At 68.2% G+C, this 26,053-nt stretch carries 21 protein-coding genes; 10 read left to right on the top strand and 11 right to left on the bottom strand.

All coding sequences use genetic code 11. The annotated features are described in order from the left end of the window. The first annotated feature begins 2 nt into the window (after positions 1–2). Positions 3–1,289: a DUF445 domain-containing protein gene (locus tag EIP75_RS14055; RefSeq protein ID WP_125243912.1), complete on the top strand. Its 1,287-nt coding sequence runs from the start codon at positions 3–5 to the stop codon at positions 1,287–1,289. Positions 1,290–1,310: 21 nt separating this feature from the next. Here EIP75_RS14055 and EIP75_RS14050 read toward each other — a convergent pair whose 3' ends face one another. Together EIP75_RS14050 and EIP75_RS14045 are read right to left on the bottom strand one after the other, a co-directional pair. Then, positions 1,311–2,306: a PEP-CTERM sorting domain-containing protein gene (locus EIP75_RS14050; RefSeq protein ID WP_158622857.1), complete on the bottom strand. Its 996-nt coding sequence runs from the start codon at positions 2,304–2,306 to the stop codon at positions 1,311–1,313. A gap of 150 nt (positions 2,307–2,456) precedes the next feature. Continuing rightward, positions 2,457–2,870, bottom strand: coding sequence for an FKBP-type peptidyl-prolyl cis-trans isomerase (locus EIP75_RS14045; protein ID WP_125243910.1), 414 nt, complete (start codon positions 2,868–2,870; stop codon positions 2,457–2,459). 168 nt (positions 2,871–3,038) lie between these two features. Here EIP75_RS14045 and yghU point away from each other — a divergent pair, with 168 nt between their 5' ends. Next, positions 3,039–3,911, top strand: coding sequence for a glutathione-dependent disulfide-bond oxidoreductase (gene yghU, locus EIP75_RS14040; protein ID WP_125243909.1), 873 nt, complete (start codon positions 3,039–3,041; stop codon positions 3,909–3,911). Positions 3,912–3,921: 10 nt separating this feature from the next. Then, positions 3,922–4,557, top strand: a complete 636-nt coding sequence (locus EIP75_RS14035; RefSeq protein WP_125243908.1) for a glutathione S-transferase family protein — start codon at positions 3,922–3,924, stop codon at positions 4,555–4,557. A 15-nt stretch (positions 4,558–4,572) separates the two neighbouring features. On the opposite strand, the gene EIP75_RS14030 is transcribed toward EIP75_RS14035, so the two are convergent. Next, entirely contained in the window at positions 4,573–5,535 is a 963-nt protein-coding gene (locus EIP75_RS14030; protein WP_125243999.1) for a class I SAM-dependent methyltransferase, read from the bottom strand. Between the two features lie 45 nt (positions 5,536–5,580). Between EIP75_RS14030 and EIP75_RS14025 the strand changes: the two genes are divergently transcribed. Further along, positions 5,581–6,747, top strand: a complete 1,167-nt coding sequence (locus EIP75_RS14025) for an MFS transporter (protein WP_125243907.1) — start codon at positions 5,581–5,583, stop codon at positions 6,745–6,747. A 43-nt stretch (positions 6,748–6,790) separates the two neighbouring features. Here the strand turns inward: EIP75_RS14025 and EIP75_RS14020 are convergent, their stop codons facing one another. From EIP75_RS14020 to nirB, 7 genes are all read right to left on the bottom strand, one after another. Further along, the gene (locus EIP75_RS14020; RefSeq protein ID WP_125243906.1) at positions 6,791–7,822 is read right to left on the bottom strand and encodes an alpha/beta fold hydrolase; all 1,032 of its coding nucleotides are present in this window, start codon (positions 7,820–7,822) and stop codon (positions 6,791–6,793) included. Between the two features lie 109 nt (positions 7,823–7,931). Beyond that, positions 7,932–9,668, bottom strand: a complete 1,737-nt coding sequence (locus tag EIP75_RS14015) for a bifunctional protein-serine/threonine kinase/phosphatase (protein WP_125243905.1) — start codon at positions 9,666–9,668, stop codon at positions 7,932–7,934. Continuing rightward, positions 9,668–10,480 carry a formate/nitrite transporter family protein gene (locus tag EIP75_RS14010; protein WP_125243904.1) on the bottom strand — a complete coding sequence of 271 codons (813 nt, stop codon included), beginning with the start codon at positions 10,478–10,480 and terminating at the stop codon, positions 9,668–9,670. The genes EIP75_RS14015 and EIP75_RS14010 overlap by 1 nt, the downstream gene beginning before the upstream one ends. A gap of 248 nt (positions 10,481–10,728) precedes the next feature. Then, positions 10,729–12,066: a nitrate regulatory protein gene (locus EIP75_RS14005; RefSeq protein ID WP_125243903.1), complete on the bottom strand. Its 1,338-nt coding sequence runs from the start codon at positions 12,064–12,066 to the stop codon at positions 10,729–10,731. A 78-nt stretch (positions 12,067–12,144) separates the two neighbouring features. Next, positions 12,145–12,564 carry a nucleoside diphosphate kinase regulator gene (gene rnk, locus EIP75_RS14000; RefSeq protein WP_125243902.1) on the bottom strand — a complete coding sequence of 140 codons (420 nt, stop codon included), beginning with the start codon at positions 12,562–12,564 and terminating at the stop codon, positions 12,145–12,147. A 267-nt stretch (positions 12,565–12,831) separates the two neighbouring features. Further along, positions 12,832–13,182: a nitrite reductase small subunit NirD gene (gene nirD, locus EIP75_RS13995; protein ID WP_125243901.1), complete on the bottom strand. Its 351-nt coding sequence runs from the start codon at positions 13,180–13,182 to the stop codon at positions 12,832–12,834. Between the two features lie 28 nt (positions 13,183–13,210). Further along, entirely contained in the window at positions 13,211–15,745 is a 2,535-nt protein-coding gene (gene nirB, locus EIP75_RS13990; RefSeq protein ID WP_125243900.1) for a nitrite reductase large subunit NirB, read from the bottom strand. 487 nt (positions 15,746–16,232) lie between these two features. On the opposite strand from nirB, the gene EIP75_RS13985 reads away from it, so the two are divergent. The 6 genes from EIP75_RS13985 to EIP75_RS13960 all read left to right on the top strand — a co-directional run bounded on the left by EIP75_RS13985 (position 16,233) and on the right by EIP75_RS13960 (position 21,841). Further along, positions 16,233–18,104, top strand: coding sequence for a hypothetical protein (locus tag EIP75_RS13985; protein ID WP_125243899.1), 1,872 nt, complete (start codon positions 16,233–16,235; stop codon positions 18,102–18,104). A gap of 73 nt (positions 18,105–18,177) precedes the next feature. Beyond that, positions 18,178–18,450: a DUF1145 domain-containing protein gene (locus tag EIP75_RS13980; protein ID WP_125243898.1), complete on the top strand. Its 273-nt coding sequence runs from the start codon at positions 18,178–18,180 to the stop codon at positions 18,448–18,450. A 3-nt stretch (positions 18,451–18,453) separates the two neighbouring features. Then, positions 18,454–19,704, top strand: coding sequence for an MFS transporter (locus EIP75_RS13975; protein WP_125243897.1), 1,251 nt, complete (start codon positions 18,454–18,456; stop codon positions 19,702–19,704). Positions 19,705–19,740: 36 nt separating this feature from the next. Further along, the gene (locus EIP75_RS13970) at positions 19,741–20,100 is read left to right on the top strand and encodes a nucleotide pyrophosphohydrolase (RefSeq protein ID WP_125243896.1); all 360 of its coding nucleotides are present in this window, start codon (positions 19,741–19,743) and stop codon (positions 20,098–20,100) included. A gap of 186 nt (positions 20,101–20,286) precedes the next feature. Continuing rightward, positions 20,287–20,754, top strand: a complete 468-nt coding sequence (locus EIP75_RS13965; protein WP_125243895.1) for a cyclic nucleotide-binding domain-containing protein — start codon at positions 20,287–20,289, stop codon at positions 20,752–20,754. 28 nt (positions 20,755–20,782) lie between these two features. After that, positions 20,783–21,841 (top strand): response regulator, encoded by a 1,059-nt coding sequence (locus EIP75_RS13960; RefSeq protein WP_125243894.1) that lies wholly within the window; start codon positions 20,783–20,785, stop codon positions 21,839–21,841. A gap of 12 nt (positions 21,842–21,853) precedes the next feature. Here EIP75_RS13960 and EIP75_RS13955 read toward each other — a convergent pair whose 3' ends face one another. Further along, positions 21,854–25,987 carry a response regulator gene (locus EIP75_RS13955; RefSeq protein WP_125243893.1) on the bottom strand — a complete coding sequence of 1,378 codons (4,134 nt, stop codon included), beginning with the start codon at positions 25,985–25,987 and terminating at the stop codon, positions 21,854–21,856. Positions 25,988–26,053: the final 66 nt, after the last annotated feature.

The raw sequence follows: 26,053 nt of genomic DNA, 5'->3' as shown, positions 1-26,053 counted from the left end.
CCATGCCCTTGCCCGTAGACCCCCGCCTGCACGAACTGGCGCGCATGAAGCGCGTCTCGCTGGCCTGCCTTGTGCTGGCCGTGGCGGGCCTGTTCACCAGTGTGACCATGGGCGGGCAAGGTGGCTGGGGCTGGTTCAAGGCCTTCTGCGAGGCCGCGGTGGTCGGTGGGCTGGCCGACTGGTTCGCCGTGGTGGCGCTGTTTCGCCGCCCCCTGGGCCTGCCCATCCCCCACACGGCCCTGATCCCACAGGGCAAAAACCGCATCGCCGACAGCCTGGCCGCCTTCGTGCGCGACAGCTTTTTGTCGCCCGAGGTGCTGCTGGCCAAGCTCAAGGTGTTCAACCCGGCCGAACGGCTGGGCGAATGGCTGCGCCAGCCCGAGCACCTGGAAACGGTGGCCGGCTCGGTGCGGTCGATGGCGCTGGAGGCGCTGTCTTTCCTGAACGAGCAGGCGGTGCGCCGCGCCATCGGCGAGTTCCTGGTGGCCCGGGCCCTGAAGTGGGATGCCGCAGCCACGGCGGGCAGCGTGCTGGGCGTGCTGACCCGGGGCGGGCGCCACCAGCAGGTGCTCGACGCTGCGCTGGAGCGCGTGAGCGACTACCTGGCCACCGAGGAGGTGCGCGAGCTGGTGGCCAGCCGCCTGGTGGGCTTTGCGCGGCGCGAGTGGCCCAAGATCACCAGCGTGGTCGACACCTTTGCCAGCGTGGACAAGATGGCCGTGAAGATGTCGGACAAGCTGTCGCTGGAGCTGGTGAATGAGGTGCAGAAGGCCTTGTCGCAGCCCGACCATGCGGTGCGGCAACGCTTCGACACCTGGATGGGCGAGTTCGTCGAGCGGCTGCAGCAAGATCCGGATTTCGCGCAGGAGGTCAACGCCATGAAGGACCGCGTGGTGCAGCGCGAGGATGTGCGCACCTACCTGGAAGATGTGTGGACCGAGGTGCGCAACACCATCGAGGCCGACATCCGCCGGGAGGATTCGGCGCTGCTGCAGCACCTGCGCTCGGCCCTGGGCGCGATGGGCCAGCGGCTGGGGCGTGACCCGAGCCTGGTGCAGGCCATCAACGAGCATGTGCTGTCGGCCAGCGGCGCCCTGGTGGAGCGCCTGCGCGACGGCGTGGCCGGGCACATCTCGGCCACCGTGCGTGGCTGGGACGACCACAGCCTGGTGCAGCAGATCGAGCTGGGCGTGGGCCGCGACCTGCAGTTCATCCGCCTGAACGGCACGCTGGTGGGCGGGCTGATCGGGCTGGTGCTGTACGGGGCCACCTGGTGGGTGGCCCACTGAGCCTTGTGCCGCCCGGGAGTCTCAGCGAGCGGCGTGTCGACGGCGTGCCCAACCCAGGCCCAGCAGGCCCAGGCCCATCAGGGCACAGGTGGAGGGCTCGGGGATGGCGGGTACCTCAGGGATCACGGGCGGCGTGGGCGTGTAGCTCAGGCCGGCGAGTTGCGCGACGGATGCGCCTGCGATGAACAGGAAATTGACGTCCAGGTCGCTGCCGGTCAGGTTCGAGTACGACATGCGGAAAGTGCCGCTGGTCTGTGAGGTCAGGTCGGTCAGTTCGCAGTTGGCGCACAGGTCGTTGAAGACCTCGAGCACGTCGTTGCGGAAGAACGAATCCTTGTAGGGATCGTAAGCCATCTGGCCGGAGTAGAAGTAACCGCTCACCGCGGCCGCGGCCGATCCCGTGTACCAGGCGTTGGCTATTTCGCGGCTGGGATCGGCCTGACCCCAGACGGAGTCGCGGAGGTCGGCCACCTGCTGGCGCGAGATGGTCATGGATGTCGAATAGCTGCCTTCGAACACGATGGTGGTGCCGGCGCTCAGGGTGATCTGGAAGGGATGGCCGTCTTCCATGCCTGCAGAGTTGAAGCCGATTTCGTTACCGACGACGATACTTGATTCGGAAGCGCCGTCTGCATAAGGCTCGCCCCGTGGCGGCGTCAATCGGTCCAGGTCGGTGCTGTTGCCCAGGGTGGCGGACACCGTGCCGCTTGTGCCGCCGATGCTGGCCAGACCGAACGGGGTCGCGGCCGATACCGATGTCAGCGGCAGGCCCGTGGCATCAGAGGCATGGCCGATGTTGTCCTGCTGGCCTGCGTTGGTGTAGCTGTTCGCCGTGGTGGTGGCCAGCTTGAAGGTGGCTGACGAGGTGATGCCGTCATCGGGGGTGTCGTCGATGACCGTGAAGTGCAGGTCGCTGAAGCTGAGGTTCGCGCTGATGGCCGCGTGCGCATTGGAACTGCTCAAGGTGGCGAGCAGGCAGGCCGTGATGACGGCGCAAGACGTGGTTTTGAAAACCATTCGGAACTCCCCTGGATTAGTGACAAGGAGTGTCCGATGGTCCAACCGCCGGGTCAATGGCCGCTGACCGGCGATTTGGTACCGGCGCGACATCCGGCCGTGCCGCCCCCTCAGCCAAGGGGGCGGCTCAGCTCGGGGTTTACCGGTGTTTCAGCGCTCGATGGCGATCAGTTCGACCGTGAAGGTCAGGTCGGCATTGGGCGGGATCACGCCACCGGCGCCCGAGGGGCCGTAGGCGGTCTTGGAGGGGCACTGCAGCGTGGCCTTGCCGCCCACCTTCAGCGTCTGCACGCCTTCGGTCCAGCAGGGGATGACGCGGCCCAGCGGGAAGGTGGCCGGCTCGCCGCGCTTGTACGAGCTGTCGAACACGGTGCCATCCTTCAACTTGCCTTCATAGTGCACCTTGACGGTGTTGCTGGCGGTGGGCTTGGCGCCTGTGCCTTCCTTGAGGTGGGTGACAACCACGCCGGAGGGCAGTTTGTCCACGGCAGGGGTCTGGGCGTGGGCCAGGGCGGTCAGGCCGGACAGGGCCACGGCGGCCAGGATGGTCTTGGTGTGCATCATGGGAAAGAGCCTCAGGTTTTGAATGGAAGCGCTGGCAGTGTAAGCCTGCAAAATCGGCCACGTTCAGCCTGTGGGCAGGGGCATCCCCGGTGGTTCAGCGGGGGGCGAGAGGCTTTGCTACGCTGCGTGGTTCGAGGCTTCACGTCCACCGCCTCAGGAGCACAAGGCATGTCCGATTCCACCACCTACACCCCGCCCGCCGTCTGGACCTGGAACAAGGCCAGCGGCGGCCAGTTCGCCAGCATCAACCGCCCGATCGCCGGCCCCACGCACGACAAGGAACTGCCCATCGGCAAGCACCCGCTACAGCTGTACTCGCTGGGCACGCCCAACGGCCAGAAGGTCACGGTGATGCTGGAAGAGTTGCTGGCCGCGGGCCACACCGGTGCCGAGTACGACGCCTGGCTGATCCGCATCAACGAGGGCGAGCAGTTCGGCTCGGGCTTCGTCGAGGTGAACCCCAATTCCAAGATCCCGGCCCTGGTGGACCGCAGCGGCCCCGAGCCCATCCGCGTGTTCGAATCCGGCGCGATCCTGATCCACCTGGCCGAGAAGTTCGGCGCTTTCCTGCCCACCGACCGGGCCAAGCGCGCCGAGTGCCTGTCGTGGCTGTTCTGGCAGATGGGCAGCGCGCCTTTCCTGGGCGGCGGCTTCGGCCACTTCTACGCCTATGCGCCCACCAAGATCGAATACGCGATCGACCGTTACGCCATGGAGGTGAAGCGCCAGATGGACGTGCTGGACCGCCACCTGGCCGAGCACCGCTTCCTGGGTGGTGACGAGTACACCATCGCCGACATGGCCACCTGGCCCTGGTACGGGGCGCTGTCGAAGGGGCAGTTGTACGGGGCTGGGGAATTCCTGCAGGCGCACACCTACGCCAACGTCGTACGCTGGGCGGACGAGATCGCGCAGCGACCGGGCGCACGGCGTGGCCGCATGGTCAACCGCACCTTCGGCGAGCCGTCGAGCCAGCTGCACGAGCGGCACGACGCCAGCGATTTCGACACGAAGACGCAAGACAAGCTCAAGCCTGCATGACCCGCCCCACATGACCATCACCCTGTACGACTGCGCCACCGCCCCCAGCCCCCGCCGTGCCCGCATCCTGCTGGCCGAGAAGGGCGTGCCCCACGACACCGTGCAGGTGGATTTGCGCAGCGGTGAGCAGATGGGCGAGGCCTTCCGGCTGGTGAACCCGGCGTGCACGGTGCCCGCCTTGCGCACCGAGGAAGGCGTGGTGCTGACGGACAACGCGGCCATCGCGGCCTATGTGGAGGCGCGCTTCCCGGAGCCGCCCCTGCTGGGCGCCACCCCGCTGGAAAAGGCCGAGGTGGCCAGCTGGTTCTGGCGCGTGGAGTTCGAAGGGCTGCTGGCCATCGCCGATGCCTTTCGCAACAGCAGCCCGGCCATGGTGAACCGCGCGCTGCCCGGCCCGGTGGACCACCCGCAGATCGCGGCGCTGGCCGAGCGGGGGCTGCGGCGCATCGGGCAGTTCTTCGACACGCTCGATGAGCGTTTGGCCGACCGCGAGTTCATTGCGACGCAGCGCTTCAGCATCGTCGACATCACGGCGGTGGTGGCGGTGGATTTTGCGCGGGTGGTGAAGGTGCGCGTGACCGAGGCGCACCCGCACCTGCTGCGCTGGCGCGAGGCCATGGGGCGGCGGCCGTCGATGTCTCTGTGAGGCCTGCCCAGGCGCTCAATCTGGCGCCTTGAACACCAGCACCTTCAGCGCACGATCGGGTGAGGCATCGGTGAAGGCGGCCGGGTTGGCCAGCCGCTCGACGAAGCTGATGCCTGATGCTTCTGCAGCGACCAGATCCTGCAGGAAGGCCGGGCCCAGCTTGGGCGAGTTCAGGCACAGCAGCGCATGGCCGCCGGGGGCCAGCAGATCGGGCAGGCGGCGCACCAGGCGGGCGTAGTCCTTCTCGGCCACGAAGCTGCCCTTCTGGTAGGTGGGCGGGTCCATGATCACCAGCTCGTACGGGCCGCTGCGCGTGATCTTGCCCCACGAGCTGAAGATGTCGTGCGGCAGGAAGCTGGCGCCCTGGGTGATGCCGTTGAGGTGGTGGTTCTGCTTGCCGATGGACAGCGCACCGCCGGCCATGTCCACATTGACCACCTGCCTGGCGCCGGCCTGCATGGCCACCACCGAGAAGGCGCAGGTGTAGGCGAACAGGTTGAGCACCTTGGCGCCGGGGCGGGCCGCCACGTGCGCGCGCACCCAGCGGCGGCCCTCGGCCATGTCCAGGAACAGGCCGTGGTTCATGCCGCGCAGCAGGTGCACCTTGTAGCGGGCGCCTTGCTCGGACACGTCGTGTGCATCGGGCACCTGGCCGGCCAGCAGGCGCGTCTCGGCACGAACCTCATCGCGGTGCTGGAAGACGAGGTTCAGGGGCTGGCCAGGGGCGATCTCTGCCCAGCGTGCCTGCAGCGCAGCCTGGATGGGCGCCAGCTCATCGTCGGTCACGGGCTGGAAGCTGGTGAGCAGCCACACCGGTGCGTAGAAATCCAGCGTCCATTGCTCGCAGCCGGGAAAGGCGCCGCCGCGGCCGTGGAACAGGCGCTGGGCGTCGGTGGGGACGTGGTCGATGCGGTGGATGGCATCGAGCAGGGCTTGGTAGGGCACGGGTGGCAACGGTTGTGTGGCGCGGGCCTGCATTGTCGGTGACGGCACCGGGTCTGGCGCTCAAGGCACACTGCCGGCATGTCGACGCCGTCCCCCGCTTCCCTTCGCACCATCCTGCCCCTGGCCGCCATCACCTGCGCGAGCATGCTCGCGATGGACCTGTACCTGCCTGCCGTGCCCGCCATGCAGCACGGCCTGGGCCTGACGGTGCCGCAGGGGCAGGCCACCATCGCCATCTTTCTGGCCGGTCTGGCCGCCTCGCAGCTGCTGTGGGGCGAGGCCCTGCCGCGCATCGGGCCCAGGGCCTGCGTGAAGTGGGGGCTGGTGCTGCTGGTGCTGGCCAGCCTGGGCTGCGCCGTGGCACAGGGCATCGACGTGCTGCTGCTGATGCGGCTGGTGCAGGGCATGGCGGCGGGCGCGGCCACGGTGGTGGCGCCTGCGGTGATCCGCGCCACCCTGCCGGCGCACGATGGGGTGCGGGGCCTGGCCGCCATCGCGATGATCGAGGCCATCATCCCGGCGGCCGGGCCGGTGCTCGGCACGGTGATGCTGATGGTGGTCGACTGGCGGTGGACCTTCGTGGTCGTGGCGGTGATGGCCTTGGCCGCGATGCCGATGGCGATGCGCGCCGCACCCCGCGTGCTGCCCAACCTGGATGTGACGGTGCGCACGGGCTATGTGGCCCTGCTGCGCAGCGGGCGCTTCGTGCGGCTGGCCGTGTCGCATGCGCTGTGCTTCGCGGCGCTGCTGACCTTCGTGACCAGCGCGCCGCAGATGCTGCGCCATGGCCTGCAGCTGGGCGGCGAGGCCTTTGCGCTGTCGCAGGTGTTCGGCGTGTCGGGCTTTGCCGCGATGGCGGCGCTGTCGGGCCGCATCAGCGCACGGTGGGGCCCGCATCGGGCCGTGCAGGCCGGTGCCTGGGCGCATGCCTTGTGGTGCACCGGCTTTGCGGCGCTGGCTGCGGCGGGCTGGGTGAACTACGCGGCGCTGATCGTGTTCTGGACGGGCTTTTGCGGCATCTTCGGCCTGCGCAGCCCGGCGGCCTTCAGCGACACGCTGTCGGTGCCGGTGGCGCAGATGGGCCGTGCCGCGGCGCTGCTGATGCTGGCGCTGCTGGTGGTGAGCGCGGTGTCGGCCCAGGCGGTGGCGCCCTTCCTGGCGCAGGCCAGCCTGCTGGCCGTGGGCAGTGCCATGGCGGCGCTGTGCATCGTCAGCGTGTGGCTGGTGGCGCGTTACCCCAGGTGATGGTGGCGCAGAGGCCGCCATCACCGTGGGGCCTGGCGGGCGCTCAGTTCTTCAGGCCGCGCAGCAAGGCGTCATGGAATTCCTTGGGCGATTCGACCTGCGGTGAATGGCCCAGCGCCGGGAACGCCACCAGCGTGGCGCCGGGGATGGCCTTGGCCGTGGCGCGCCCCAGGGCCGGGTAGTCGCCCAGTTTTTCAGCGATCGCTGCGGGGGCGCGCGCGGCACCGGGCGCTGTGCGGTCCTTGCCGCCGATCAGCAGCAGCGTGGGCGCCTTGATGCGCTTGAACTCATGCACCACGGGCTGGGTGAAGACCATGTCCGAGGTCTGTGCCTGGTTCCAGGCCACGGCCTCGCGGCCAGGCCCGGCATACAGGCCTGCCTGCATGTGCACCCAGCGGTCGTACTCGGGCTTCCACTGGCCGTTGTAGTAGAAGCGCAGCTGGTAGGCCTTGATGCTGTCGAACGTGGTCTTGAGCTCGCCCTGGTAGAGCTGGTCCACCGTGGCATAGGGCACCCCAGCGGCCTGCCAGTCTTCCAGGCCGATGGGGTTGACCAGCACCAGCTGCGACACGGCCTGCGGGTAGGCCAGCGTGAAGCGCGCGGCGAGCATACCGCCCATGGAGTGGCCGATCACCGTGGCCTGCTGGATGTTCAGCGATTGCAGCAGGGCCTGCGTGTTGGCCGCCAGCTGGCCGAAGCTGAACTGGTAGCCCCTGGGCTTGGACGAGGCGCAGAAGCCGATCTGGTCGGGCACGACCACGCGCCAGCCTTCGGCGCTCAGCACGCGGATGGTTTCTTCCCAGGTGGCGCCGCAGAAGTTCTTGCCATGCAGCAGCACGGCGGTGCGGCCATTGGCCTTGCCCTTGGGCGCGATGTCCATGTAGGCCATCTCCAGCGCCTGCTGCTGCGAGTTGAGCTTGAAGCGTTGGATGGGATGCGGGTAATCAAAGCCTTCGAGTTGCGCGCCATAGGTGGGCCCCGTGGGGGCGGCAGCGAGGGCTTGCGCAGTGGCGGCTGTGGCAGCCTGCGCGCAAGACAGGGCGGCCAGGGTCAGGCCGGCGATCATGGTTTTCATCAGCAACTCCGTGGTGGGGTGGGCAGCGGCCGGGCCATCGTGCGGCGCAGCCTGCTGGCGAGGTTCGTTCAGATCTGAACGGAAAAGTTCGCTGCCCTGGCTGCCCGGATCAACGGTGGGTGATGCGCAGCCACAGCAGCAGCACCACGGCCACGGCCAGGGCTGCACTGAGCACCTTCCAGAACACCACCGGGTGGCGTTCGATGAGGGGCGGGGCACGGCGCGGCTGGTACTGCAGCCCGGGATCGTGCAGGTCATGGATGAATTCGGACAGCGCCTCCTGCCGCTTGGGCGCCTGCGGGTGCAGGGCGCGGCGCAGCACGGCATCGAGCCAGGAGGGCAGTTCGGGGCGGTGCTCGCGCAGCGGGGTGTAGCGCAACCTGGCCACATCACGTTCGGTGCGTATGCGCGTGACCTGCAGGCCGTAGGGCAACTGGCCGGTCAGCATCTGGTACGCCAGCACAGCCAGCGAGAACAGGTCGGATGCGGCGCTGCCGCCCAGGCCCGTGAAGTACTCCGGCGCGGTGTACTGCAAGGTGCCCACCAGGGCCTCGGGCCGTGGTTCGCTGCTCCCTTCGGCCAGGCCCGCCACGTGCACCGAGCCGAAGTCGATGATCTTGACGGTGCCGGTGGCGTCGATCATCACGTTCTCGGGGCGCAGGTCCTGGTGCAGCATCTCCTTGCGGTGGAAGGCCTGCAGGCCGCGCGCCACCTGTTCGATGATGCGGCGCACGCTGTCCAGGCTGGGCGCGGGGTGGTCGGTCATCCACTGGGCCAGGGTCTGGCCGTCGACGTATTCGAGCGCCACGTACAGATGCTGGCGCGGGCGCTCGGTGGCGCAGGGCTTGAGCACGTGGGCGCTGTCCAGGCGGCGGGCCACCCACTCTTCCAGCATGAAGCGGTCGAGCCAGGCGGGCTGCGCGCGCAGGTCCACCGACGGGGTCTTGAGCACGACCTGCTGGCCGCTCTGATCATCCACCGCCAGGTGCACCTGGCTGCGGGCGCTGGCGTGCAGCTCGCGCACGATGGTGTAGCCCTCGAAGCGCATGCGCGCCTGAAGCGGCGGGGGCAGGGCCAGGCCTTCGCGTTGCACGGGCAGCTGGTGCGCCTCGGGCTCGGGCAGGGTGTCGATGCGCACCAGCTGCACGGTCAGGTTGTCCTGGCTGCCGCGGGCCAGGGCGTTGTCCGCCAGCAGGCTGGCCGCGGCATCGAAGTCATCGCCATGCGTGCCCAGGGCGCGGTGCACGGTGGCGGCATCGAGGTGCTCGTAGGCGCCGTCGCTGGCCAGCAGGTAGAGCTCGCCGGGCTCCAGCGGCCAGTGGCGGTAGTCGATCTCGACAGAGGGGCCCACGCCGAGCGCCCGGGCCAGGTAGGTCTGGCCGGGGGCGGCATGCAGGCGGTGGTCTTCGGTGAGCTGCTCCAGCGCCTGGGCATGCACGCGGTAGATGCGCGTGTCGCCGACGTGCAGCAGGTGGGCCTCGCGGCCTTTCAGGATCAAGGCGCTGAAGGTGCAGACATAGCCCCGGTCCGGATCGAAGCGGGCGTCGCTGCGGCGGGTCTGGGCGTGCAGCCAGGCGTTGGTGGCTTCCAGCACGCGCTGCGCTGCACGGCGCACCGTCCACGCTTCGGAAGTGTCGTAGTAGTCATCCAGGAAGCCGCGCACGGCGGCGGCGCTGGCCACCTGGCTGACCGCGCTGCTGCCGATGCCGTCGGCCAGCGCGATGGCGATGCCCTTGGTGGACAGCCGCGTGCCCGTGGGCACGGCCGCGCCATGGAAATCCTGGTTGACGGGCTTGCGCCCGGCCCGCGAATGCTGGCCGAGCGTGATGCGCAAGCCAGCGGCCATCAGGCCACGATGCGCTTGGGCGCGGTCTTGTAGTGCGTGGAGTACAGCGTGGCGCCCACGAAGGTCAGGCCGCCCACCAGGTTGCCGATCACGGTGGGGATCTCGTTCCAGATCAGGTAGTCCATGATCGTGAAGTTGCCGCCCAGCAGCAGGCCCGAGGGGAACAGGAACATGTTGACGATGCTGTGCTCGAAGCCCATGTAGAAGAAGATCATCACGGGCATCCACATGCCGATGGCCTTGCCCGACACGGACGTGGACATCATCGCGGCCACCACGCCGGTGGACACCATCCAGTTGCACATCACGCCGCGGATGAACAGGGTGAGCATGCCGGAGGCGCCATGCGCGGAGTAGCCTACCGTGCGGCCTTCGCCGATGTGGCCGATTTTCTGGCCGACGGCGTTGGGCACCTCTGAGAAGCCGAAGGTGAAGATGATGGCCATGAACACGGCCACCGTGAGCGCCCCGGCGAAGTTGCCGAAGAACACGAGCGTCCAGTTGCGCATCACGCCGCCCCAGGTGGCACCGGGGCGCTTGTCGAACACGGCCAGCGGGGCCAGGGTGAACACGCCGGTCAGCAGATCGAAGCCCAGCAGGTACAGCATGATGAAGCCCACCGGGAACAGCATGGCGCCGACCAGTGCATTGCCCGTGTTGACGGTGACAGTGACCGCGAAGGCCGCGGCCAGCGCCAGGATGGCACCGGCCATGTACGAGCGGATCAGCGTGTCGCGGGTGGACATCAGCAGCTTGGATTCGCCGGCGTCGACCATCTTGGTGACGAACTCGGCAGGGGCAAGGTAGGCCATCTGGGTTCCTTTGGGGCAATGAAGAACAACAGCGGTGAGGGCCTTGCCTGTGCCACGCAGGCATGAAAAAAGGCGCCCAAGACCGCGGTCTGCCGAAGCAGGGACGGGTAGGACGCCTTTATCCAGGGAGATGTGCACCAGCCTTGGGCGCGAAAGCACCGCAAAGGTGGATACCGGGCCGCCATTAGCCTGGTGCGCGCAAAGCAAGCAGGTGCCATGCCAGACGTGGCTGGGGGCGCACCGGGCGATCAGGCGCCCGACTTTTTCGGGAAGGCGAAATCCGGCAGCGACAGCGTGGCCTCGGCCACATCCAGCAGGCGGCGGTTCTGGTCCATCGAGGTCTTCTGCAGCGCGCGGAAGGCCGCTTCCTCGCTCAGGCCCATGCGCGACATCAGCACGCCCTTGGCGCGTTCGATCACCTTGCGTTCGTTGAGGGTGCGCCGCGCGGCCTCCAGCTCGGCCTCCATGCTGGCCAGGCGGGTGGATTGCGCCTGCAGCAGGTCGAGCAGCGAAGAAGCCTGTGTCTGGCTGGTGGCCGTGTCGATGCGCTTGGCCAGCCCCTCGGTCACGGCGGTGGGCAGGGGCACGCTGCCCGGCTGTGTGGCGGCATCGAAGAAGCGCTCGACCGCATGGGCGTGCGGTGGGGGGTTGTCGCGCAACTGGCGCAGCAGGCCTTCGGCGTCGAGCAGATCCTGCTGGGCGGCGCGCACCTGGGCTTCGCAGTGCTGGCGCAGGGCCTGTACCAGCAGCTGCTGAAGCTCCCACTGCGCGGTGATGTGGGCGCTGCTGGCCTCGAACCAGTCGTCGCTGAGCTGGGTGTCGAGCGCGGCGCCGGGGCGGGCGGTGTACAGGGTGCGGCGCAGGCGCTCCAGGCGGGCCACGTCGGGCGTGAGCAGGTGCTGCTGCCAGCGGGCGCGCAGTTCGGGCTCGGCGAACTCTTCGAACACACGCAGGCTGCTCTCTTGTGCGTCGATCAGGTGGAGCAGGCGCTGCTGCTGGGCTTCGTCGCCATGGCCCGAGGCGTAGAGCAGGGCGCCCACGGCGCGCTCCTGGCCGGCGGCCTCCTTGCTCTGCACCAGGTGCAGGAAGGCCACCAGCAGGCGCGAGATGCTGGGGTGCGCGGTGGCATCGGCCACGTGGAAGATCAGCTCGACCAGGCCGGCGATCAGGCGGCTGAAGGCGGCCACCGAGTCGTGTGCGCTCAAGGCCTGTTGGTCGATCTGCGCGCGCAGGCCATCGAGCACGTCCAGGCCCAGCAGGGCCCAGGCGGTCATCGACAGCATGCGGGCCGAAGCCCCCTGGCCCGGCTCGATCTGGGTGGCGAACAGGGTGCGGGTCTGGGCTTCCAGTGGCCGGGCGGCCTCCACCGCGGATTGGCGCACCTCGGCGAACTGCTGTCCGCCCGAGGCCAGGTAGATGCTGGTGGCGCCGCGCTCGCGCTGCAGGGCGTGGATCAGCTGGCCGATCACGTCGACCAGTTCGGCACGGGCGGCCAGGTGCTGGAGCGCGTCGATCTCCAGCTGCTTGGCGCGCAGGACGAGGTGCGAGACAGACACAGGCGCGGAAACGGAGGCGGTCAGGGGCATGGGGACAAGGGCAAAGGGCTTGCCCCGATTGTCCGCAACTTGTCCGTGTTTGTGGAGGCCGCGCGTTTTTTTAAAAGCTCAGAGGTGGAGTTGCCCCGCGGCCTCGGGCTGGTACTGGATGGCGGCCACCACGGCGTGGTGCGTGGCGCCGTCCAGCCCCGTCCAGGTCACCTGCTGCCCCACCCGCGCGCCGAGCAGGGCCGTGCCCAGCGGCGTGAGCACGGACAGGCCGCCGCTCACGTCGTCGTGCGGATAGCTCAGGGTCAGGCGGCGGGTGCTGCCGTGGGCCTGGCCCATCAGCACGACGCGGGAGCGCATGGTGACCACCTGGGCCGGCACGCCCTGTGGCGGGACCAGGTCGGCGAAATCGAGGATGTCCATCAGCGCATCGAGGGCGCCGGTGTCGGATGGTGCGGTGTCGTGGCGTTCGACCAGGGCGAACAGGCGCTGGTGATCGACGTTCGTCAGGACGCGGGGGGTGGGTTGGGGCGAATGCATGCGGTTCTCCGAAGGTGTCGCGCTGGGAGCGCCCGGAGACCAGAGATGCGCAGAAGGGATGAAGGGGGGTGGGTGGTCGCCGGGCTCAGGAATGTGCGGCGAGGCACCGGTGGGCCAGGCCACCTCCTGCCAGGGCGCGCACCGGCGCCACGGCGAACGCGAACGTGCCGTGGGCGGTGGGCTGCAGGGATGGCTGACGGATGACCATGCGGGCCATTGTAGGAAGGAAGGGGGCTCCGCGCAACGAGGCTGCCGCGGAGCCCCTGGTCAGGGCGCCAGGGCCACCACCACGCGGCCCTCGTCCACGCGCACGGCGTGGGCACGCACCGAGTGCTCGGGCGCCTCGATGCATTCGCCGTTGCGCAGGTCGAAGTGGTTCTTGTACAGCGGCGAGGCCACGACGATGCGATCGCCCAGGTTGCCGACCAGCCCGCGCGAGAGCACGCTGGCGCCGGATTTCGGATCCACGTTGTCGATGGCGTACAGCTGGTCGCCGCCCACGCGGAAGACCGCCACGTGGCGGCCGTCGACCAGGGCGGCCACGCCGGTGTTGGGGAGGATGTCGGTGGCCGCGCAGACGGGGGTCCAGGTCGGGGTGTCGGTGGTGGCTGTGGTCATGGGGGGTGTCCTCAACAGAGCGCGGTGATCAGGCGGTGGTGGTGTCGCTGGCCGAGGCCGTGGCGCGCTCTTCTTCACGGGCCGGGCGGATCTGGCCTCGCTCTTTGACGAACACGATGCGCTCGTCTTTCGCGTCGCTGTTGACGAAGGAGCGGAAGCGCTGGCGCACGGCCGGGTCGGTCACGGCGGTCTTCCATTCGCACTGGTAGGTGTCGACCACGTGCTGCATCTGCTGCTCCAGCTCGGCGTTGATGCCGAGGCTGTCCTTGATCAGCACGTCCTTGAGGTAGTCCAGGCCACCCTCCAGGTTCTCGCGCCAGGTGCTGGTGCGCTGCAGGCGGTCGGCGGTGCGCACGTAGAACATCAACACTCGGTCGATCAGCCTGATCAGATCGGCCTTGGTCAGGTCGGTGGCGAACAGCTCGGCGTGGCGGGGCTTCATGCCACCGTTGCCGCACACGTACAGGTTCCAGCCCTTCTCGGTGGCGATCACGCCGATGTCCTTGCCCTGGGCCTCGGCGCATTCACGCGTGCAGCCCGAGACGCCGAACTTGATCTTGTGCGGTGCGCGCAGGCCCTTGTAGCGGTTCTCCAGCATCACGGCCAGGCCCACGGAATCGTCGACCCCATAACGGCACCAGGTGCTGCCCACGCAGCTCTTGACGGTGCGCAGCGACTTGCCATACGCATGGCCGGATTCGAAGCCGGCGGCGATCAGCTCTTCCCAGATGGCGGGCAGTTGTTCAACCCGGGCGCCGAACATGTCGACGCGGGCGCCGCCCGTCACCTTGGTGTACAGGCCGTACTTCTTGGCGACCATGCCCACGGCGATCAGGCCATCGGGGGTGACCTCGCCACCGGGCATGCGGGGCACCACGGAATAGGTGCCATCTTTCTGGATGTTGCCCAGGAAGTAGTCGTTGCTGTCCTGCAGGGCTGCCAGGTCCTTCTTGAGCACGAACTCGTTCCACACCGAGGCGAACACGCTGGCGGCGGTGGGCTTGCAGATGTCGCAGCCCAGGCCCCTGCCGTGCTTGGCCAGCAGGTCGTCGAAGGTCTTGATCTGGCCGACGCGCACCAGGTGGTAGAGCTCCTGGCGCGAGTAGGGAAAGTGCTCGCACAGGTGGTTGTTGACGGCCATGCCGCGCTTGGCCATCTCCACCTTCATCACCTGGGTGACCAGGGGCACGCAGCCGCCACAGGTGGCACCGGCCTTGTTGCAGGCCTTCATGTCGGCGATGGTGCACACGCCGTCGCCCACGGCCGCGCAGATCTGGCCCTTGGTCACGCTGTTGCACGAGCAGATCGTGGCGCTGTCGGGCAGGGCATCGACGCCCAGGCCGGGCTTGGCCTTGCCGTCGCTGCTGGGCAGGATCAGGAACTCGGGGTCGGCCGGCAGGGTGATGCCGTTCAGGGCCATCTGCAGCAAGGTGCCGTATTCATCGGCATTGCCCACCAGCACGGCGCCCAGCAGCTGCTTGCCGTCCTGGCTGACCACGATCTTCTTGTAGATCTGCTTGATCTCGTCGACGTACTGGTAGGTGCGGGCGTGCGGCGTCTTGCCGTGGGCATCGCCGATGCTGGCCACGTCGACGCCCATCAGCTTGAGCTTGGTGCTCATGTCGGCGCCGACGAAAGCGGCCTCGGCATGGCCGGCGATCTGCTTGGCCACCACGCGGGCCATGTCGTAGCCGGGGGCGACGAGGCCGAAGGTCTGTTCGTTCCAGCTGGCGCATTCGCCGATGGCGTACACATCATGGTCGCTGGTGCGGCATTCGCTGTCGATGGCGATGCCACCGCGCGGGCCGACGGCCAGCAGGCACTGGCGGGCCAGCTCGTCGCGTGGGCGGATGCCGGCCGAGAACACGATCATGTCGGTCTCGAGGTAGCTGCCGTCCGCGAAGACCATGCGGTGACGGGCCGTGGCGCCGTCGACGATCTCGGTGGTGTTGCGGCTGGTGTGCACGTGCACGCCCAGCTCTTCGATCTTGCTGCGCAGGATGCGGCCGCCGCCGTCGTCGACCTGCACGGCCATCAGGCGGGGGGCGAACTCGACCACGTGGGTTTCCAGGCCCAGGTCACGCAGGGCCTTGGCGCATTCCAGGCCCAGCAGGCCGCCACCGACCACCACGCCCTTGCGCGACGTGGCCCCGGCGGCCGTCATGGCCTCCAGGTCTTCGATGGTGCGGTAGACGAAGCAGTGGGGGCGCTCGCGGCCGGGCACGGGCGGCACGAAGGCGTTGGAGCCGGTGGCCAGCACCAGCTTGTCGTAGGGCAGCACCTCGCCGTCGGCGGTGGTGACGGTCTTGTTGCGGCGCTCGATGGCAACGGCGCGGGAGGTCAGGCGCAGGCTGTAGCCGGTGCGGGCGAAGAAGCCGGGCTCGACCAGGGAGAGGTCGTCGGCCGTCTTGCCGGCGAAGAATTCGGAAAGGTGCACCCGGTCGTACGCTGCGCGGGGCTCTTCGCACAGGACGGTGACCTCGGCATCTGCCAGGCCTTGTTCGGCCAGGGATTCGAGGAACTTGTGGCCCACCATGCCATGGCCAACGACGACGATCTTCATGCTGCACTCCTGGAGAAGACGGGGTGCGCGGGTCAGCATAAAGACCGCGGCGCACCGGCGACCACGCGGCGCCGGGGCACCTCGGGGTCAAGGGTCAGAAGGGGCGGGCCTCAGTGAAGGGGGAAGGCCTGCTCCGACGGATCCGCCGTCGTTAGCGGAGTTGATTCAAAGGCACCTGCAGCGTCAGTACCGCGGATGCACGCCATCAGGCTTGCAAGGCCCATGCCTGGTTTTGCAGACATGGCCGCCAGGAGGAAGGGCCGCGGTAGAGGCGTGAGTTGGGGCGTGGCCAGCTCTGGTGTCGACACCAATGTGGTGCAACGACGCACCTCTGTGGGGATGACGAGCGTGCGTGTCGGAGCGCAACACCCGTCCGAAAGTACGTGGACGGCGGCGAAGGCGATGCCTAGACTGCCCTTTGCTCGATGACGTGGCTGGAGCGGGTACCTGGTGGCGGGTAGGCCGGTCGCGTCCGCGCGGAGGCCCCATGCCGTTCAACGCTCCATCGGATTTCGATTCTCCAGAAAAGTACGAGAAGTTGTTCAAGACCGAGCTGTCGAGGCTGGGCGGCGAGCCCGGCGAGTTCTATTTCGCGGAGGGATACCCCCTGGGCAAGCAGCCCAGTGATGTGCTCTTGATCGGCAACATCAAGAGCGCTGCCATCAAGGCGCTCAAGGAAAACGGCGCCAAGTTCGCCTGGGGCCAGGTGACGCCTGACAAGAAGAAGCTCCAGCTCCAGGTGATGAAGGGCAAGGTGGTGCCGTCCAAGCTGAAGAACCTCTTCAGCGGCACGGGGTTCACCTTCGAGATCGTGGACGGCATCGACGAGCCCGACAAGCCCACCCAGGAAGACGTGGCGCTGGAGCAGAAGACGGTCAAGGCCAAGCGGGCGCTGTTCTCCGTGTCCGAGACCTTCAAGGACATGGGGCACATCCTGGCCAGTTCCGTGCGCAGCGACCTGCGCAAGGAGCTGGACAAGGCCGAGAAGCTCATCGAGCAGAAGAAGCCTGACGAGGCCCAGAGCATCATCGACAAGGCCGCCAAGGACCTGGACGAGGAGAAGGCGGCCACCAAGCAGGAGTTCGCCACGCGCAAGGCGACCCTGGAGAAAGACCTGGACACCGAGCTCAAGGAGATTGCACGCCAGCTCGGGCCACTGACGCAGGAGCTTGAGAAAGAAGAGCGCAATGTCAAGCGGATCGTGGACACGATCGCGAACATGGAAGAGGCGCAGAAGAAGAAGGGCATCAAGCTCAAGGAATTCAACGAGCGCAAGCAACGCATCGACGCGCTGGCGCCGGATCTGGAAGAGGCCCGCAAGACGCTGAAGGAAGTTCAGGACAGGCTCACCCCGCAGATCGAAACGCTCAAGCAACTCAAGGACAAGGCACCGTCCAAGATGCTGGTGGTGGTGCAGAACATGCAGCAGCGCCTGAAGGCGGTGGAGGCGTCGTCCAAATCGGCGGCGCAGTCGCACAAGGAGCTGTCGGCGCTGGTGGGCAAGATGGCGCAGGCCACGGTCTGGCAGGAGGACAACGTCGACAAGACGGTGGACAAGGATGGCAAGAAGGTCGTCGATGACGACTACGTGATGGCCCAGACGGGCCACGGCACCGGCCGCCATGGTGCGCAGACGGGACTCGACCGCCAGGCCAAGCGGGCGGCCACGCAAGGCGTGACACCGGACAGCGCCGGCAACAAGCACGGGGTGACGCAGCACGAGGCCAAGTGGAACAAGGTGACCATCGAGTACGAAGAAAACGACAAGGGCGAGAAGGTCATCAAGAACAAGACATCGGTTGAGAAGCAGCTGATCGCGGCCGCGGAATCGATCGTCAAGAGCGACATCGGGTCGACCTGGGCCACGCCCGTGCTGGAGCGCGAGGCGGTGAAGAAGGCCATCGCGACGGCCAAGGCCCTGCAGGCCTACACCCACTACGACAAGGGCGGCACCTGGAAAGAGTTCAAGAGCCTGGCCATCACCCTGGGCAAGCCCGAAAAGTCGGTCGGCTGGGGCTATGCGGTGGAGCGTGCCGGCAACATCGTCGATCCGGCCGTGGCCAAGCAGCTGTTGACCGAGTTCGAGAAGGGCGAGAAAACGCAGGACGAGCTGTTCAAGGACCTCAACGTCAAGCTGCTGACCAAGGATGGTGGCGTGCAGATGACGCGCCATGCCGTGGTGGTCTTCAAGCGCGCGGTGGGTGGCGCTGCCTGGGAGTTGCTGACGCACTATCCCAACCACGAACTGACGGCCGCAGATGTGGGCTGGGAGTGCGAGCGCGACTGGCGTCCGGGCAAGGTCAAGTTCAAGGCGGCCACCGGTGTCCAGACCGAGGTCAGCAACAAGACGTTGGCTTGAGACCGCGCGGCGCCATGCAAGAATCTGCCGCACCGAGGGCGGCATGGCGCGGCCCCATCCTGGAATCCATCTGATGTTCTACGCAGTCAACAAGCTGGTCCTGCTGGCGCTCTACCTGTTCGTGCTGGCCAGCTTCGTCACGGCCCTGCCCGTGGCACCCGAGGTGCTTTACTGGGCCCGCATCGCGGCGGCCGTGCTGCTGGTGGCCCATGCCGCCGAGGTGCTGGTGTTCTTTGGCAAGGTCAAGCTGTACAGGGGCCCGGTGGGCGTGAGCGTGCTGCTGACCCTGCTGTTCGGTTTCCTGCACTGGAAGCCCCTGGCCGACGCCGCTGCCCGCGGGCGCTGAGCCATGCGCGGCGAGCGCGCGCGCCAACTGGTCCTGCTCGGCGGTCTGTATGCGGCGCAGGGGCTGCCCTTCGGCTTCTTTTCGCTGGCCTTGCCCGTGCTGCTGCGCGAGCAGGGCTGGACGCTCACGGCCATCAGCTTTCTGCAGTTCCTGGCGCTGCCCTGGGGCATCAAGTTCCTGTGGGCGCCGCTGGTGGATCGCCATGGCTCGCGCCGCGCCTGGCTGCTGAGCCTGCAGGGTGCGGCCATCGCCATGGCGCTGCTGCTGTCGGAGATGCACTTCTCGCTGGACAGCGTGATGCTGTTCGTGGCGGTGTTCCTGTTCAACCTGATCGCGGCCACGCAGGACGTGGTGACCGATGGGCTGGCCGTGCGCTTGCTCAACGCGCAGGAGCGCGGCCTGGCCAACGGCCTGCAGGTGGGCGCCTACCGGCTCGGCATGATCCTGGGTGGCGGGCTGCTGCTGTGGGTGTTTGCGCAGATGGGCTGGCGCGTGATGTTCCTGGGCATGGCGGGCATGCTGGTGCTGACGACGCTGCCGGTGCTGTGGCTGCGCGAGCCGCAGGTGCCGCACGATGAGCCCCCGGCGGTGGCGGCCACGCAGGCTGCATCACCGCGCTCCAGCGGCTGGCGCCTAGCCATTGCGTGGCTGCACCGCGCGCTCACGCCGGGCATGCTGGTGCTGGCCGGCCTGATCTTCTGCTACCGCTTCGGCGACCAGATGATGAGCTCGCTGCTGATCCCCTTCATCCGCGACCAGGGCATGGACAAGGAAACCATCGCGGTGATGAAGGGCACGGTGGGCTCGGCCACCAGCCTGCTGGGCGCGGCCTTGGGCGGCTGGCTCACGTTCAAGGCGGGGCGGCGACGAGCCCTGCTGTGGAGCGGGCTGGCGCAGGCGGCGGGCTTTGGCCTGTACATCGCGGCGGCCATGGGCCTGGGTGGTGTCGAGTTGCTGTGGGCGGCCACGGTGGTCGAGGGCGTGGTGGGCACCATGGCCTCGGTGGCGCTGTTCGCGCTGATGATGGATGCGTCGGATCCGGCCCACGCGGGCACGGATTACACCCTGCTGGCCAGCGTGGTGGTGGCCGTGAGCAGCCTGGGTGGGCTGGCGGGAGGCTTGCTGGGCGACCAGCTGGGCTACACGGCCACCTTCTGCATCGGCACGGCGCTGGCGGCTGCCGGGTGTGTGTTCCTGGTGTGGTGGCTGGACCGGCACCCGACGCACACGCGGGTGGCACAGGCCTGGCGGTGAGACACTCGCGGGGGCATCACCTCCCGCAGGCCAGCCATGACCCATTCCACCGACTCTCTGCAGCAACTCACCCAGGCGTTGGCGCACTTCGCCGCCGAGCGCCACTGGCAGCCCTTTCATTCACCCAAGAACCTGGCCTCGGCCCTGAGCGTGGAGGCGGCCGAGCTGCTGGAGCATTTCCAGTGGCTGACCGAGGATCAGAGCCGCGCGCTGCCGGCGGACAAGAAAGAAGCCGTGGCGTTCGAGATGGCCGATGTGCTGCTTTACCTGGTGCAGCTGTCGTCAGCCCTGGAGGTGGATCTGCTGGAGGCAGCCCGGCGCAAGATGGTGCTCAATGCCAAGAAGTACCCGGTGGACAGGGCCCGAGGCAGCAACGTCAAGTACGACGAACTGTGATGCCGGTGTCCTGAAAATCCCTGACGGCCCTTGACCTGGTTGCCACACCGACGTCTGAAAAGGTCTGTGAAGGGCCTTATTCCTTGTGTAAGCACAAGCCGGATGGGATAAATTAACGACTTACCCCTTCATTTGAGGGGATTCCCACGCCGCACATGCTTGCAAGAGCTTGAAAGAGGACCCTGCATGGATGCCACCGAACTGGTTCACGCGATCCAGACGCTGAACGCCGAGGATTCATTCCGACCTCGGCTGGACGCGCAGCAATGGCGCGTGTTCTGCCAGTACCTGACACGCCATGAACTGCGCTCGGGTGATCTGCTGATCAAGCAGGGCGACCATGACCGCACGGTCTACTTCCTGGGCCAGGGCTCGCTGCAGGTGTTCGTCACCGGCGCGGCGCCGGGGGCATCGCGCATCGCGATCCTGCGGGCCGGCTCGGTGCTGGGCGAGCCGGGGCTGTTCGCCGACGGCCCGCGCATGGCCAATGTGGAAGCGATGACACCCTGCGTGGTCTGGGCCTTGCGCCTGCCGCGTTTTGAAGAGCTGGCCGCCCGGGTGCCGCAGGTGGCCGTCGAGGTGGTGCGCGCGGCCGGGGCCCTGATGGCCCAGCGCATGCGCGCCAACATGCTGAGGCAGATTCCAAGCGCTTGAATACGGCGTAGCCTGAGGAGGTAGAAGGATGTCAGCAGGGGTGCACGAGATCCACCGGCCCACCATCCTGGTGGCCGACGATTCGCCGCAGAACATCGAGTTGCTGTCGCGCGTGCTGGGGCAGGACTACCGCATCAAGGTGGCCACCTCGGGCGAGAAGGCGCTCAAGATCGTCTACTCCGACGAGCCGCCCGAGCTGATCCTGCTCGACATCATGATGCCCGACGTGAGCGGCCACGAGGTGTGCCGCCGCATCAAGGCCAACCCCGACCGGCGCCGCATCCCCATCATCTTCGTCACGGCCATGAGCTCGATCGAGGATGAAAGCCTGGGCCTGGCCATCGGCGCGGTGGACTACATCACCAAGCCCATCAGCCCGCCGCTGGTGCAGGCCCGCGTGCGCACGCACCTGGCGCTGTACGACCAGGCCCGTGAGCTGGAGCGCATGGTGGCGCAGCGCACGGCCGAACTGGTGGCCACGCGCCAGCAGATCATCCGCCGCCTGGGCCGCGCAGCCGAGTTCCGTGACAACGAGACCGGCAACCACATCGTGCGCATGAGCCACATCTGCCGCCTGGTAGGTGTGCAGGCCGGCCTGGGCCCGGCTTCGCTGCAGCTGTTGTTCCAGACCGCGGCCCTGCATGACGTGGGCAAGATCGGCGTGCCGGACCACATCCTGCTCAAGCCCGGCCCATTGACCGATGAGGAATGGGTGGTGATGCGCCAGCACCCGCAGATCGGCGCCGACATCATCGGCAAGCACGACAACGAGGTGCTGGTGGCGGCACGCACCATTGCGCTCAGCCACCACGAGCGCTGGGATGGCAGCGGTTACCCGCTGGGCCTCAAGGGCGAGCAGATCCCGCTGTTCGGGCGCATTGTGGCCATTGCCGATGTGTTCGACGCCTTGATGAGCAAGCGCCCCTACAAGGATGCCTTCTCGGCGGCCAAGTCGCTGGAGATGATGGAGGCTGGCCGGGGCACGCATTTCGACCCGGTGCTGCTGGACGCCTTCTTCGCGCAGCAGCACGAGATCCTGCAGATCATGGCCCAGTACGCCGACGAGCGGGGCTCGCAGGTCGACTGAGCCGGCGCCGGCTCAAGCCCGCTGAGGCTGGGTGCCTGGTGCCGCGATGGTGTCTGCTGATGGGCTGCGCCCGGCGGTGGCGGCCTGGGCCGTACCGGTCTTGATGGCCTGGTCGCGCCATTCCGCCAGGGCCGGCCCCGCCTCGTCGAAGTCATAGCGCAGCAAGGCCTGGCGCAGGCGAGCCACGGCGTCCAGCGGGGCCAGGCCGGGGTGCTCGTCGAGCAGCTGACGCAGCAGGTCGGGGGCGCGCGCGTCCTGGTCGCGGATCAGGGTGTCGAGCTGGTCCCACCACGGCTGCAGTTCGGCCAGCGGCAGGGCGGGTGGGGCCTCCGGGCTCTCGGGCACCGCGGGCTTGACCAGGCTGTGGATGTCGCTCAGCACGGCCTGCAGGCAGTCCTGCGCGGCGCGGGCACGGGCCACGCTTTCATCGGGGTCGGCGCGCAGGCAGGCTTCTTCCAGCAGGGCGATGGCATGGCCCAGCTGGTGCGCTCCGATGTTGCCGGCCAGGCCTCGCACACCGTGGGCAACGCGCAGCACCTCGTCGTAGTCGTGGCAGGCCAGGGCCTGCTCGATCTGCTCTGCGGCGGGCCCCTGGGTTTTCTCGAAGCCCTTGAGCAGGCGGCGGTACAGGTCGATGTTGCCCATGCAGCGGGTCAGGCCGTCGCGCGTGTCCAGGGCCGGGCAGGCGGGCAGCGGGTCGCTCTGGGCCTGCCAGGGGCGCGTGGCGGCCGGACGCGCCGGCGTGATCCAGCGCGCCATGATGGCGAACATCTGCGGCAGCTCCAGCGGCTTGGTGATGTGGTCGTTCATGCCGCAGGCCAGCACGCGGTCGCGGTCGGAGGCCATGGCGCTGGCGGTCATCGCGATGATGGGCAGGTGCTGCCAGGCTGGGTTGGCGCGGATGCGCTCGGTGGCGGTGTAGCCGTCCATCACGGGCATCTGGCAGTCCATCAGCACGCCATCGAAGGGGCCGTCGTGGCGCAGCTTCTCGAGGGCATCCTCGCCATGGTCTGCGGTGACGACCTCCAGCCCGGCACGCATCAGCAGGTCGCAGGCCAGCTCCTGGTTCATGGGCTGGTCTTCGACCAGCAGCACGCGGGCGCCGGCCAGGTGGTGCTGGGCGTTCTCGAGCACCTTCACGGCGGGGCGCGGAGCGGGCGAGGCCGCCTCGGGCTCGTGGCCCAGGGCGTAGCTCAGGCTGTCGAGCAGGGTGGAGGGCGTGACCGGCTTGTTGAGCACGCCGGCCAGGCCCACGCCGGCGGCGGCGCGCAGGGCCTCGTCGCGGGCGAAGGCGGTGACCAGCAGCACGCAAGGACGGTGCTCGGGCGGCAGGGCCAGGGCGTGCTTGGCGAAGTCGATGCCGTCCATGCCGGGCATCTTCCAGTCGGTCAGCAGGATCTCGTGCGGGCGGCCGGCGGCCATGGCCTGCTGCATGCGGTCCAGCGCGGCCGGGCCGCTTTCGGCCAGGTCCACATCCAGGCCGATGCGCTGCACCATCTCGCCCAGGATGTCGCGGGCGGTGGGGTTGTCGTCGACCAGCAGCAGGCGGCGGCCACGCAGCTCGTGTGCCAGCAGGGCACGGCGCGCGGGCGATTGCTGGTTCTGCAGGCCCATGCGGACGGTGAAGTGCATGGTGGTGCCGGCGCCGGGCTGGCTGTCGGCCCAGATGCGCCCGTCCATCAGCGTGACCAGCTCGCGGCAGATGGCCAGGCCCAGGCCGGAGCCGCCGTACTGGCGGGTGGTGGAGGTGTCGGCCTGGGTGAACGGTTCGAACAGGCGGTCGACCTGCTCGCGCGTCATGCCGATGCCGGTGTCCTTCACCCAGAAGTGCAGCTGCACGGCCTGGGCATCGACCTGCTGCACCTCGCAGCCGATGATGACCTCGCCCTTCTCGGTGAACTTGATGGCATTGGTGCCCAGGTTGATCAGGATCTGGCCCAGGCGCATCGGGTCGCCCACCAGGGCGGTGGGGATGTCGGGCTCGGCCGTGAAGAGCAGCTCCAGGCGCTTTTCTTCGGCGCGCACGCCCAGCACCTCGGCCATGTGGCTGACCACGGTCTCGAGCTGGAACTCGGTGGTCTCGAGTTCGAGCTTGCCCGATTCGATCTTGCTGACATCGAGGATGTCGTTGAGGATCTGCAGCAGGTTGCCGGCGGCGCGGTGGGCCTTGTCGACGTAGTTGCGCACGCGGGCGGGCATGTCCTCCATCAGGGCCAGGTGGGTCATGCCCATCACGGCGTTCATGGGGGTGCGGATCTCGTGCGACATGTTGGCCAGGAAGCGTGACTTGGCCTGGGTGGCGGCCTCGGCAGCCTGCTGGGCAGCCTGGGTGAAGGCCTCGGCCTGCTTGCGCGAGGTGATGTCCTGGATGACGGCGCAGTAGACCTGGGCGCCGTCGTGCTCGAAGGGAATCAGCACCACTTCGGCGTCGAAGGCGCGGCCGTCCAGCGTGGTGTGGCGCCATTCGAAGCTGCGGGCCTGGCCGCTGGCGCGCACGCCGTCGATCAGGTCGCGGGCCAGGTCCTGGGCGGACAGGCCGTCGTGCTGCACGGCGGTGGACAAGGGGGGCAGCCAGGGCTTGAGGCCCAGCAGGGCGCGCTCGCTCTCGGCATGGAACATGGCCAGGGCCTGGGGATTGGCCCGCTGGATACCCAGTTCGCGGTTGAAGAACAGGAAGGCATTGGGTGCATTGAAGAACACGGCCTGCGAGCGTGTCATCTGCTCCTTTTGCGCCGTGATGTCCAGCCAGTAGCCGTTGTAGGTCACGCCCCCGTGGGCATCGGGCGTGGTGGTGCTGTGGCAGCGCACCCAGCGCGGCTTGCCCTGCACGGTGACGGCCAGCTCGGTGGGCTGTGTGGGCGGCAGTTGGTCGGGCAGGCCGGCCAGGCGCCAGGGCAATGCGGGGTCGTTGAGCACGGTGACGGCATCGAGCCCGATGACGCGCTCGACCGCCTGGCTCAGGAAGCCGAACTGCACCTGGCCGTTGGCGCGGCGGTGGTAGCGGAACAGGGCCAGCGGCAGGGTCTGGGCCATGTCGTGCAGTTCGCGGCGGGCCGCGGCCAGTGCGCCCAGGCGGCGGCTGCGCTGCAGCAGCATGGCCAGGGCGCCGTAGCCCAGCAGCAGCACCAGGGCCCAGGCCAGCACCCGGGCCGTGACCATGGTGGTTTCCCCTTCGAGCGGCGCCAGCACCCAGGCGTTGTAGGTGTCGGCCATGACGGTGCGCTGCACGGCCAGGTAACGCTGCGAGCCGATGGTCACCAGGTCGGCCGTGCGTGAACCGACGGGGATGCTGCTGACCTCCCAGGGCTGGGTGATCACGGCACGCCGGTAGAGCTTTTGCTGTGTGGCCTCGGACAGGGTGAGCTTGTCGCGGATGGGTGCGTGGGTGAGGGTCCAGCTGGGCTGGTTGCTCATCACGATCACGCCGTTGCGGTCGGTGACGAAGATCAGGCGCTGGTCGCCGTCGAACAGGCGGGCCATGCCCTCCGGGTCGCGCTTGATCACCAGCACGCCCACGGTCTGGCCTTCGCGCTCCACCCGGCCGGCGAAGTAGAAGCCCGGGGATTTGTTGACGCGGCCGACGACGAACTGGGAGCCGGTGCCGGCGTCGAGCGCTTCGGTGTAGTAGCTGCGCGTCTTGTAGTTGCCGCCGATGGGATTGGGCTGGGCGTCATAGCCGCTGTCGGCCAGCACGGTGCCGTAGCGGTCCATCAGGAAGATCTCGGAGAGCTTGAAGTCCTTGACCGTGTCCTTGAGCTGCTGGCTCATCTGGCGCACCGAGGGGCGTGCGAGCAGCAGGGCCTGGGTGCGGCGCTGATCGGCTTCGGTCAGGCCTGCCGACCCTTCGACCTGGGTGTCCAGCAAGAAGCGCTGCATGCCGTCTTCGCGGCCGAGGGCGCGGGGCAGGGCCACGAGCTGCTGGAAGCTGGAGTCGAGTGTCTCGCGCAGGCTGTCGAGCCGGTGGGCGGCGCCGGCGAGGTTCTTCTCGCGGCCGTCGTCGAGTTGGTGGTTGATGTTCCAGGCGGCACCGGCCAGCACCAGCAGGGTCCACACACCCGTGGCCCACGCGACCATGGTGGCGGTGCGCCGGCCGGGAAGCCGCGGCCGTGGCGCGGTGTCGGCGGGGCTGCTGTGCTCTGGGGTCATGCGTGCGCTCCTCGTGCCTGGTTGTTATGTACCGTGACGTACCGCAGGCCAGGCGCCCGCACGCGC

This window comes from Aquabacterium soli (assembly GCF_003933735.1).
In the GTDB taxonomy this organism is placed as follows: Bacteria; Pseudomonadota; Gammaproteobacteria; order Burkholderiales; family Burkholderiaceae_C; genus Aquabacterium; species Aquabacterium soli.
This window is presented reverse-complemented; position numbering and strand designations above follow the sequence as displayed.

Coding starts and splice junctions, on each gene's coding strand:
- yghU (WP_125243909.1), top strand. CDS start 3,039: ATGTCCGATTCCACCACCTACACCCCGCCCGCCGTCTGGACCTGGAAC.
- EIP75_RS13955 (WP_125243893.1), bottom strand. CDS start 25,987: ATGACCCCAGAGCACAGCAGCCCCGCCGACACCGCGCCACGGCCGCGG.
- rnk (WP_125243902.1), bottom strand. CDS start 12,564: ATGCATTCGCCCCAACCCACCCCCCGCGTCCTGACGAACGTCGATCAC.
- EIP75_RS13985 (WP_125243899.1), top strand. CDS start 16,233: ATGCCGTTCAACGCTCCATCGGATTTCGATTCTCCAGAAAAGTACGAG.
- EIP75_RS14025 (WP_125243907.1), top strand. CDS start 5,581: ATGTCGACGCCGTCCCCCGCTTCCCTTCGCACCATCCTGCCCCTGGCC.
- EIP75_RS14010 (WP_125243904.1), bottom strand. CDS start 10,480: ATGGCCTACCTTGCCCCTGCCGAGTTCGTCACCAAGATGGTCGACGCC.
- EIP75_RS14030 (WP_125243999.1), bottom strand. CDS start 5,535: ATGCAGGCCCGCGCCACACAACCGTTGCCACCCGTGCCCTACCAAGCC.
- EIP75_RS13970 (WP_125243896.1), top strand. CDS start 19,741: ATGACCCATTCCACCGACTCTCTGCAGCAACTCACCCAGGCGTTGGCG.
- EIP75_RS13980 (WP_125243898.1), top strand. CDS start 18,178: ATGTTCTACGCAGTCAACAAGCTGGTCCTGCTGGCGCTCTACCTGTTC.
- EIP75_RS13960 (WP_125243894.1), top strand. CDS start 20,783: ATGTCAGCAGGGGTGCACGAGATCCACCGGCCCACCATCCTGGTGGCC.
- nirB (WP_125243900.1), bottom strand. CDS start 15,745: ATGAAGATCGTCGTCGTTGGCCATGGCATGGTGGGCCACAAGTTCCTC.
- EIP75_RS14045 (WP_125243910.1), bottom strand. CDS start 2,870: ATGATGCACACCAAGACCATCCTGGCCGCCGTGGCCCTGTCCGGCCTG.
- EIP75_RS14055 (WP_125243912.1), top strand. CDS start 3: ATGCCCTTGCCCGTAGACCCCCGCCTGCACGAACTGGCGCGCATGAAG.
- EIP75_RS13965 (WP_125243895.1), top strand. CDS start 20,287: ATGGATGCCACCGAACTGGTTCACGCGATCCAGACGCTGAACGCCGAG.
- EIP75_RS13975 (WP_125243897.1), top strand. CDS start 18,454: ATGCGCGGCGAGCGCGCGCGCCAACTGGTCCTGCTCGGCGGTCTGTAT.
- EIP75_RS14035 (WP_125243908.1), top strand. CDS start 3,922: ATGACCATCACCCTGTACGACTGCGCCACCGCCCCCAGCCCCCGCCGT.
- nirD (WP_125243901.1), bottom strand. CDS start 13,182: ATGACCACAGCCACCACCGACACCCCGACCTGGACCCCCGTCTGCGCG.
- EIP75_RS14020 (WP_125243906.1), bottom strand. CDS start 7,822: ATGAAAACCATGATCGCCGGCCTGACCCTGGCCGCCCTGTCTTGCGCG.
- EIP75_RS14050 (WP_158622857.1), bottom strand. CDS start 2,306: ATGGTTTTCAAAACCACGTCTTGCGCCGTCATCACGGCCTGCCTGCTC.
- EIP75_RS14015 (WP_125243905.1), bottom strand. CDS start 9,668: ATGGCCGCTGGCTTGCGCATCACGCTCGGCCAGCATTCGCGGGCCGGG.
- EIP75_RS14005 (WP_125243903.1), bottom strand. CDS start 12,066: ATGCCCCTGACCGCCTCCGTTTCCGCGCCTGTGTCTGTCTCGCACCTC.